We start from the raw sequence: 10,461 nt of genomic DNA, 5'->3' as shown, positions 1-10,461 counted from the left end.
TTAGTTTTAAAGTATCCATAGTCTCTCTTTTGTTAAATGGCTTGTTTTTTGGTCGAAATAAAATCATTTAATGAGAGAGAGGCATCTATTACAACACCTTGTCAGACACACTTATTGGGACGGTATGAGAAAGTCATGTGATTGGCGATGTTCCAAAGGAACCAGCCAAAGACGCCGAAGGCGCTGCGAAGCAGGATAATGCATAGCGTTAGATCCGTGAGGTCGTTACCAAGATTTAATTTGAAAAAAGCCCTGATAGCTTATGCTGTTGGGGCTTTTTTCGTCTGCAGAAAGTCCAAAAAAATAAAAAGGGGAGTCAACCTCCCTAAAAGTTGGGTTCGGGTTCGTGAGGTCGTCTCTTATCACTTCTACAGCACCCGCATTCACAGCCGTCATTACCGCGAAGGCGATAATCCATGGCCTTACAGCCTTTTTAGATAATCACCTTGCCATTAATTCGCTTGCGCCTGTTTCGCAGGCTCAACGCGTCTGCGCAAATCCAATAGCAAGGTGATGATTGATCTGAATAGATCTTTTCAAAGATAGAGCGTTAGATCAAGGGACCCCATCCGTGGTTTACTTATCGAAAGTGTACTCTTTCAGGTTCTCTCACTGTTTTTTAGGCTCAATGTATCTGCGTGAATTAAACGCAAAACCTCTCACTATTGTTATAAATTACAGCTGATGGCTAGGTCTGTCGGTAAATTAGCATATATTTGAAATATGCAATAAGACCAAGAGCCTCTAAGTATGGTTGCAAGACTATCCAAAAAAGTTTGAAGAGTTTTGTAGTGTTACCAGTATGCCTTTTATTCTCAGATTTTAGTACTAGCATTAATGAGTGAATAGCAAAGGAAGGAGGCTGAGATGGTAAAAATATTAGTACTGTATTATTCAAGTTATGGTCATATAGAAACGATGGCGAATGAAGTCGCGGAAGGAGCGCGAAGCACAGGCGCTCAGGTTGATATTAAGCGGGTACCCGAGCTGATGCCAGAGGATGTGGCGAAAAACGCGGGGATCAAGCTTGATCAGGCGGCTCCTATTGCCAAGCCTGAAGACTTGGAGGAGTATGATGCTGTAATTTTTGGTTCGCCTACTCGCTTTGGGAATATGGCTGCTCAGATGAGAAACTTTCTGGATATGACAGGTGGTTTATGGGCCAAAGGTAAGTTAGTTGGTAAGGTTGGCAGTGTATTCACGTCTACTGGTACTGGTGGTGGTAATGAGACGACGGTTCAATCTTTCCATACAACGTTATTTCACCATGGTTTTGTTGTCGTTGGTTTGCCTTATTCATGCCCAGAGCTGGCCGATGTGAGCGAAGTAAAAGGGGGATCTCCATTGGGTGCTGGCACGATTGCAGGTGCGGACGGTAGCCGCCAACCATCTCAAAAAGAAGTGGCGATGGCCCGCTTCCAAGGTAAGCATGTTGCAGAGATAGCCGCTAAGCTGAGCGTATAACTGGCAGTTTACCGTAGATTTTTTGATAAAAAGGTAGGCTTTTGCGGCCTACCTTTTTTATTTGCTTACCGATAAATGCACGGTTTTCTTGTTTTTGGTAAAGGTGGGTATTAAAGACAGAGAAGAGGGTTTTGTTTGCTCCTCTTTTTGCCTTGGGCGGCGATGAATATTTTGTGTCTTAGGTCAAATATCGCTTCCCTCGTGTGAGGTTATTCTCTATTCTCGCGTTCATGTTAGCAGCATGTTTTCCCCGTTGTTTTTGTCTAGAGCGGCTTTATTTTTGTCCAAGGAATACCTATGAAAATCGCTATTTTATCGCGCAATCCTAATCTTTATTCTACTCGGCGTTTAGTGGAAGCTGGTCGAGAGTTGGGTCATGAGGTGGATGTGATAGACACGATGCACTGTTATATGGATATTACCAGTAGCAGCCCGTCGGTACGTTATGATGGTCGGCCTTTACCTAAGTACGACGCCGTTATTCCAAGGATCGGTGCTTCTGTTACTTTTTATGGTACGGCTGTGGTACGTCAGTTTGAGATGATGGGCACTTACAGTATTAATGAATCTGTAGCGATTAGTCGCTCCCGAGATAAGTTACGCTCTTTGCAGTTAATGTCTCGTAAAGGCCTTGGTCTACCCAAAACAGGTTTTGCACACCATCCAGATAAAATCGGTGACTTGCTAAAAAATGTTGGTGGGGCACCAGTGGTGATTAAGTTGTTAGAAGGTACTCAAGGAATTGGTGTGGTGTTGGCGGAGTCGAATAAAACCGCTGAATCTATAATCGAAGCCTTTATGGGGTTAAAAGCTAATATTTTGGTGCAGGAATACATCAAAGAAGCTGGCGGGGCGGATATTCGTTGTTTAGTTGTCGGCGGCAAAGTGGTGGCAGCGATGAAGAGACAGGGGGCAGAGGGAGAGTTTCGTTCCAATTTACATCGTGGTGGAACGGCTACTCTTGTGAAGTTGTCGCCGGAGGAGCGTAAAACGGCCATTGATGCGGCGAAAGTGATGGGGTTGAATATGTGTGGTGTCGACATATTACGATCTAATAATGGCCCATTGATTATGGAAGTTAACTCATCCCCTGGTCTTGAAGGTATTGAGTCTGCGACCAAAAAAGATGTGGCTAAAATGATTATTCAATACTTGGAAAAAGCATCGGTTACAGGAACAACGAAGACGAAAGGTAAAGGCTGATGAGTAATGATATTTTATCAATAGATGGAATTGATATTTCACTTGGTGAAACCGTTAAAATTGAATTGCCCATTATTAAGCTGTATACCGATACGAACATGTCCATGCCGATTTATATTCGACGTGGCAAGCGCCCCGGCCCCACGCTTTTTATCAGTGCTGCAATTCATGGCGATGAACTGAATGGTATTGAGATTATTAGCCGTCTTATCAATAGCAAGTATATGGATAAAATCCACGGTACCTTGATTGCGGTGCCAGTGGTTAACGGTTATGGAGTGCTTAGTCAAAGTCGCTATTTACCTGATAGACGGGATTTAAATCGCAGTTTTCCGGGCTCCAAACGTGGCTCTTTGGCTGGACGAGTGGCGGATCGCTTTTTAACTGAGGTGGTGTCAAAAGCGGATTACGGAATTGATTTGCACACTGGAAGTTTACATCGTTCTAATTTACCGCAGATACGTGGCAACTTGGATGACCAAGATATTTTGGAGATGGCGAAGGCCTTTGGTGTTCCAGTGATTTTAAACTCAAATTTACGTGACGGTTCGCTCCGAGCTTGTGCGAATGATGTTGGAGCAAAAGTCATTTTATATGAAGCGGGCGAGGCTTTACGCTTTGATGAGTTGTCGATCCGAGCAGGGGTAAATGGGGTTGTTGGAGTGATGCGACACCTTGGTATGTTGTCGAAATCGCGTCGTAAAAAGTCATTGCCTGAACCTAAAATGGCCCGAAGCAGTAGCTGGGTAAGGGCAACCGACAGTGGTTTTACAACGCATCTAAAAGCCTTAGGTGATCTTGTCGAAAAAAACGAGCTATTGGCTCAAATTAAAGATCCTTATGGGGAAGTGCTGGATGAGGTGGTGTGTAAAAAAGGGGGCATCATTATTGGTAAACAAAATATTCCACTGGTTCAAGAAGGGGATGCCATGTATCACATTGCTCATTTTTCTTCGCCAGATGAGGTCGCTGAGTACGTGGAAAACATGCAAGATGAATTGATGGATGGCGATCAGGTCTTTCCCTTGGGGTAACCGTATTTAGGAGTATTAGGCGAAGTCATTTGTTAGCATGCAAAAAAAGCCCTGCAAAGCAGGGCTATCAAACTAGAAAGTGACGCTACAATAAATGCAACGCGCCGTTGTTAAACGGCATTCTGACTTAATGACGAGTTTTCTAATACGTCATTAAGATGCAGCCAGGTTTCGATGACAGTATCAGGATTGAGAGACATACTCTCGATACCTTGTGCGACCAGCCAGTCTGCAAAATCCGCATGATCGGAAGGGCCTTGGCCACAAATCCCTACGTATTTTCCTTTATCGCGACAGGCGGCAATTGCCATCTTCAATAATTTTTTCACCGCAGGATTGCGTTCGTCGAACTTATCCGCGATGAGACCGGAGTCTCGGTCTAATCCAAGAGTTAATTGGGTTAGGTCGTTTGAACCAATAGAGAAACCATCAAAGTATTCTAAGAACTCATCGGCAAGCAATGCATTAGATGGAAGTTCACACATCATGATGACTTTCAAGCCATTGTCGCCACGTGCCAAGCCTTGTTCTGCCAATAGCTCGGTGACTTGTTGGGCTTCTTCGAGTGTTCGCACAAATGGGATCATTATTTGGACGTTTGTTAAGCCCATTTCGTTACGTACTCGACGAATGGCTTCACACTCCAATGCAAAGCAATCACGGAATGAATCATCGATATAGCGAGCCGCACCACGGAAGCCCAGCATTGGGTTCTCTTCATCTGGTTCGAACAATGGGCCACCAACAAGGTTGTGGTACTCATTTGACTTAAAGTCGGATAAACGAACAATGACGGGTTTATTGGCAAAAGAGCAGGCCAATGTGGCAATCCCTTCTACTAATTTATCGACGTAGAATGACACGGGGCTTGAGTAGCCTGCTATACGATGATTGATCTCTTCTTGTAAAGAGGCATCCATTTGATCGTAGTTCAATAATGCTTTCGGGTGAATGCCAATCATACGGTTAATAATGAACTCAAGGCGAGCCAGGCCGATCCCTGCATTAGGTAACATGGCAAAGTCAAATGCACGGTTTGGGTTGCCCACGTTCATCATGATTTTCACAGGTAAGTTAGGCATGTTGCCCACTTCGGAGGTGATTACATCGAACTTCAGTTGACCTTGATAGACAAAGCCCATATCCCCTTGAGCACAAGACACGGTGACGGGTTGTCCATCTTGTAAAACTTCTGTTGCATCACCACAACCAACGACGGCAGGAATGCCCAGTTCGCGAGCAATAATTGCAGCATGACACGTACGTCCACCACGATTGGTGACGATGGCCGAGGCGCGTTTCATAATAGGCTCCCAATCGGGATCCGTGATGTCGGTTACCAGAATATCACCCGGTTGAATGCGATCCATCTCTGTAATAGACGACAAGACTTTGACTTCGCCTGTGCCAACCTTATGGCCAATTGCGCGGCCTGTGATGAGTACGGATGAGGTTTCTTTCAGAGAATAACGTTCCATGCTTTGTGCATTGCCTTGGCTACGGACGGTTTCTGGGCGAGCTTGAACAATGTAAATTCTGCCATCTACCCCATCTTTTGCCCACTCTATGTCCATCGGACGTTGGTAGTGTTGTTCAATGATGCAAGCTTGACGAGCCAAATCTTCAATTTCTTCATTGCTGAGTGCAAAACGGTTTTGGTCGTCCAGTTTAACTGGAACGATTTCGACGAATTCTTCACTACCGGCTTCTGCGTATTGCATTTTTTGCGCTTTAGAGCCAAGTGATTTGCGCACAACAGCGGGACGGTTGGCTGCCAACGTACTTTTATGGACATAGTATTCATCTGGATTGACGGTGCCTTGTACGACCATTTCGCCAAGGCCGTAAGCCGCTGTTATGAAGACCACTTCGTTGAAGCCTGATTCTGTGTCTAATGTGAACAGTACCCCTGAGGCGCCAATATCACTGCGAACCATTTTTTGAATGCCAGCAGACAGTGCCACCCCTTTGTGCTCAAACCCTTGATGAACTCGGTACGAGATCGCGCGATCATTAAATAGTGAAGCAAAGACGCGTTTAATGGAGGCTTTAATGTCTGCCAAGCCTTTGACGTTTAAGTAGGTTTCTTGTTGCCCTGCGAAAGAAGCATCCGGTAGGTCTTCAGCGGTTGCGGAAGAGCGTACAGCGAAAGAGGTTTCGCTAGAGTTATCATCGCAAAGTACAGCAAAGGCGTCTTTGATTTCTTGATCGAATTCAGTTGAGAAGGACGCGCTTTCAATCCAGCCTCGAATTTGTACGCCAGCTTCTGCGAGAGCATGAACATCATCGACGTCTAAACTGTCTAGTGTTTCATGGATTTTTGCATCCAAACCACTTTCTTCTAGAAAACTTTGATAAGCATAGGCCGTGGTTGCAAACCCATTTGGTACTTGAATACCAAGGTCAGTCAGGTTGGAAATCATTTCACCTAAAGAAGCGTTTTTACCGCCTACTTCACCCACGTCTTCTAAACGAAGATCTTTAAACCACTTAATAAATTTGCTCACAAGGCACTCCAGAAATAGTTAACGTAAAAGCTCTTTTTATTGTGTCTTTCATTATCATCGTGCTGTTCGACATCGCTGACATCAAGGTTAGGAGGCTGGAATTTTTTCTAGCCTACGCTTGTCAAAGTGCAGCGAATGAGATCATTGTATGTAGAGGAGTGCTAAGGAATAAAATCGATTATTCGATGTAGTTTTATTTCAATTAATAAATTCAATGTTGTTGCATAACAACAAAAAAGAGAAAAAATTTATGAAAGTGTATTTTGTTTCTGATGGAACGGCGATTACGGCTGAGGTGTTTGGTTCTGCGATATTGTCTTTTTTTGATATCCCAATCGAAATGCAAAGTGTGCCTTTTGTAAATACAAATGATCAAGCCAATGGTTTAAAAAGACAAATCAATTTAGAAGTAGCGAATGGCAATGCCCCACTGGTGTTTTATACCATTTCTGACATCTTAATTCGTGAGATTATTCAATCTTGTGATGCTCATTGTTATAACGTGTTTGGTGACTTGCTGTTACCTATTGAAAAAGCCTTAGGTGTGAAAGCCCTGCCGACGGCTCAAAAGGCTCATGGTATGAAAGCTGGGGTCTATGATGCTCGCATAGAGGCGATAAACTATGCCCTAGCGAATGATGATGGCGCATCGATCAAAAATTTCGATCAAGCAGATATCATTTTGTTGGGAGTGTCTCGCTCAGGAAAAACACCAACCAGTTTGTACCTTGCCATGCAGTACAGTATTAAAGCGGCAAATTATCCGATTACAGAAGATGACTTTTCTGCACCTGGCCTGCCAAAAGTGCTTCGTCCGTATAAGAAAAAACTGTTTGGTTTAACGATTGACCCCGATAGATTGCACGAAATTCGTACAGGGCGCATGGCGTCTAGTAAATATGCTTCGCCACGCCAGTGCCGTTATGAATTAGAAGAAGTAGAGTCTTTATATCGACAAGAGCGAATTCCTTTCTTGAATTCTACGCGGTTATCGGTGGAAGAAATTTCCGCCAAAGTAATGGCCGAAATGCATTTAGTGCGCCATAGACAATAATTTTTGCTGGAGAACCTATCAATTTATTCGATAGGTTCTTCTTTTTTGTGGGTTATTTAACTCGATTTGACGTAAAAAAGTGCGGAGTCTCCTTAAAACTATCATAATCAGTCGGTATAAAGATTCCTAAGATTAGTGAATTAGGGCGTTTTGTTGTGAAATTACACATAGAACAGCAACGTAGGGATTGGCTATTTCGAGTTTGCTTGTGCAGTTTATGTGAACAAGTGCGTTAAGCTAAAGAGTATTGGCGGAGAATACTCTATAATAATGGCTTATCAGGGAAGGTAAGAATAAGTTGTCTAAGACTCAGGCTTTCAGAGAAATGGTCAATTAAGGCGTGATGTTGAAAGAATGTAGCTACCTTTCAAAGCATTGCTGCGTAGAGTGACGTTTATCCCCATGCTGGGCAAGAGGACTTGTTTGTACCTTCCCTAGACAGGTCAGCGACTTGTTAAGCGGCTAACTAGAAGAAACACTAGACGGCATAAGACTATAGAGGAACAGGGCGCTGCAGAGTATAAGATGCCAACACCCATATTTTCATAAGGCTGCATCTTATTGAACAAATCAAGGATAAAAATACATTGAGTAATAAAAAAATTAACGACCCACATCAGCAGCGCGAAGCCTCTAAATACGATAATCCGGTACCAAGCCGAGAGTTTATTCTAGAGTTTCTGGCGACCCAGAACGTAAGCCTTGGTCATTTTGACCTCTGTAAAGCCTTCGGTTTGACAGGGGAGGACGAAATTGAAGCCCTTCGCCGTCGCTTGATCGCCATGTGCCGCGATAGCCAACTAGTGAGTAATCAACAAGACGAATATACCCCCATTTTAGAAAGTGATCTGATCGAAGGTTATGTTCAAGGTAATAAAGAGGGTCATGGCTTCTTACTGCGCCCAAATGACGATGATATTTTCTTATCTGCCCGTCAGATGCAAAATGTGATGGATGGCGATAAGGTGAAAGTGCGCCTGTCTGGCCGAAGTGTAAAAGGCCGTTTGGATGGCGTTGTGGTTGAGGTATTGGAGCGCAAGCACAGTCAGCTGGTTGGTCGCTATTATCTAGAAAAAAATGGCGAGGAGAGTCGTACAGCTTTTGTCACACCAGAAAACCCACGTATTTCTCAAGATATTCTCATTACCAAAGACTCTGGTTTAACCCCCTCTCATGGGCAGTATGTATTGGCGGAAATTGTCAGTTATGCAGAACGCGGCAAACCAGCACAAGGTATAGTGAAGAAGATTCTCGGTGATTTTATGGCGCCAGGAGTCGAAATCGAAGTGGCGATGCATCGTTATGAGATTCCTAACGAGTGGCCAGCAGCTGTGGAGCAACAGATTAAGCATTTCAGCAGCGAAGTAGCCGAAGAAGACAAAGCGCATCGTGTGGATCTTCGCGATACACCGTTTGTCACTATTGATGGTGAAGATGCGCGCGATTTCGATGATGCTGTCTATTGTGAAAAGACGCCAGGCGGTTGGAAGCTCTTGGTGGCGATTGCCGATGTGTCCCACTATGTGAAAAAAGACACTGCCTTGGATGAAGAGGCAATTGTGCGTGGCAACTCGGTGTATTTTCCTGGTCGTGTGATTCCTATGCTGCCGGAGATTTTATCGAACGGTCTGTGTTCTTTGAATCCAGATGTTGATCGTTTGGCGATGGTGGCGGAAATCTCGTTGACGTCTCGCGGTAAGATGCGTGGTTATAAGTTTTACGAAGGTTTGATTCGCTCCCATGCCCGTTTGACCTATACCAAGGTCGCAAAAATGATTTCATCAGAGCCCGATGAGCAAGGCTTAGGGTTACGTGAACGTTATGCTTCTATTGTGTCACACATTGATGATTTAAGCGGCTTATATCAAGTATTGAAAGGTGCTCGGGATGAGCGGGGCGCGATGGAGTTCGATACCATTGAAACGCGTATGGTATTCGATGAAAACTCTAAGATTGAGCACATTGTTCCGGTAGAACGCAATGATGCCCATAAACTGATCGAAGAATGTATGTTGTGCGCCAATGTGGCTGCCGCAGAGTTATTGATTAAAGCGGATTTACCCGCCTTGTTTCGTGTTCATGAAGGGCCAAAAGAAGAACGTTTGTTAACCCTACGTACTTATCTTGGTTTGCTTGGCTTGGAATTAACGGGTGGCCTGAAGCCGACTCCGGATGATTATGCCAAGTTAGCAGAACAGATTAAGGATCGAGCGGATGCTCGCAGTATTCAAACCATGATGTTGCGTTCTATGTCCCAAGCGGTATATCAAGCAGATAACATGGGCCACTTTGGTCTGAATTATCCTGCTTATACCCATTTTACCTCGCCGATTCGTCGTTACCCTGATTTGTTGACCCATCGTGCCATTCGTTACCTGATTCGTGGCGAAGGTCGTCCTGTGGTGCGTCAAGCGCATCGTGTGGCGGGTAGCCCAACGATTAAAGAGCGCAAAATCTATGGTTATGATCATGCGGATATGGATGGTTTAGGTGACTCCTGCTCGATGACAGAGCGTCGCGCTGACGAAGCCACGCGCGATGTTGAAGCTTGGTTAAAATGCCAATACGTTGAGCAGCATTTAGGTGATGCGTTTGAGGGGGTGGTGACGGCCGTTACCTCGTTTGGTTTGTTTGTGGAATTACAAGGCTTGTTTGTTGATGGGCTGGTGCATATTTCTGGGCTCGGTCAGGACTACTTTGTCCATGATATTGAACATCAGGCGATTATAGGTGAACGGACTGGACGGGTATTCCGTCTTGGTGACACGTTAAAAGTGCGTGTGTCCAGTGTCAATCTTGAGCAACGTAAGATTGATTTAAGCCTAGATGAAACCAAACCACGTCAACGCCACAAGGTAGAGCGTAACGATTTAACTGAGCTAGAAATGCAGCTTGCCCAGTTACCACCCATAGAGTTAGGTGGCCGTGGTAAGCCAAAAAATCTTCCCAAAGACGAGAAAGCCGCTTCTTCTAAAGAAAATAAAGGTAAAGGAAGTAAAGGCGAGAAAGACGGTGTACAAGCAAAATCGAAAAAGCGCCGTACACCTTCCAAAGGTAAACGCGTCCGGCAGAAAAAATCGTCGTCGGCTGATGCAAAGTCTACAGCGGCGGCAGTGAAAAAACCTAAGAAAGCCAAGAAGAAAGTCAAAAAGAACAATGCTAAGCCACGTGCGCGTGATTAATTGATTGATCGAGTAAA

6 protein-coding genes are annotated in these 10,461 nt (G+C 44.5%); 5 read left to right on the top strand and 1 reads right to left on the bottom strand.

The genetic code is table 11. The features are described from left to right. The first annotated feature begins 867 nt into the window (after nt 1-867). From wrbA to MSP8886_RS17325, 3 genes are all read left to right on the top strand, one after another. The gene (gene wrbA / locus MSP8886_RS17335) at nt 868-1,464 is read left to right on the top strand and encodes an NAD(P)H:quinone oxidoreductase (RefSeq protein ID WP_067018770.1); all 597 of its coding nucleotides are present in this window, start codon (nt 868-870) and stop codon (nt 1,462-1,464) included. Nucleotides 1,465-1,761: 297 nt separating this feature from the next. Beyond that, nucleotides 1,762-2,667 carry a 30S ribosomal protein S6--L-glutamate ligase gene (gene rimK, locus MSP8886_RS17330; protein WP_067018768.1) on the top strand — a complete coding sequence of 302 codons (906 nt, stop codon included), beginning with the start codon at nt 1,762-1,764 and terminating at the stop codon, nt 2,665-2,667. Further along, entirely contained in the window at nt 2,667-3,701 is a 1,035-nt protein-coding gene (locus tag MSP8886_RS17325; RefSeq protein WP_067018766.1) for a succinylglutamate desuccinylase/aspartoacylase family protein, read from the top strand. The genes rimK and MSP8886_RS17325 overlap by 1 nt, the downstream gene beginning before the upstream one ends. Nucleotides 3,702-3,811: 110 nt before the next feature. Here the strand turns inward: MSP8886_RS17325 and ppsA are convergent, their stop codons facing one another. After that, on the bottom strand, nt 3,812-6,208 hold the full coding sequence (ppsA, locus tag MSP8886_RS17320; RefSeq protein ID WP_067018764.1) for a phosphoenolpyruvate synthase: 2,397 nt from the start codon (nt 6,206-6,208) through the stop codon (nt 3,812-3,814). A 250-nt stretch (nt 6,209-6,458) separates the two neighbouring features. Between ppsA and MSP8886_RS17315 the strand changes: the two genes are divergently transcribed. Further along, nucleotides 6,459-7,262: a pyruvate, water dikinase regulatory protein gene (locus MSP8886_RS17315; protein ID WP_067018762.1), complete on the top strand. Its 804-nt coding sequence runs from the start codon at nt 6,459-6,461 to the stop codon at nt 7,260-7,262. A 587-nt stretch (nt 7,263-7,849) separates the two neighbouring features. Beyond that, on the top strand, nt 7,850-10,444 hold the full coding sequence (gene rnr / locus MSP8886_RS17310) for a ribonuclease R (RefSeq protein WP_067018760.1): 2,595 nt from the start codon (nt 7,850-7,852) through the stop codon (nt 10,442-10,444). Nucleotides 10,445-10,461 lie beyond the last annotated feature (17 nt).

The sequence above is a fragment of the Marinomonas spartinae genome, from assembly GCF_900089775.1.
Taxonomy (GTDB): Bacteria; Pseudomonadota; Gammaproteobacteria; order Pseudomonadales; family Marinomonadaceae; genus Marinomonas; species Marinomonas spartinae.
The sequence above is the reverse complement of the archived record's forward strand: the minus strand, read 5'-3'. Positions and strand labels throughout refer to the sequence as shown.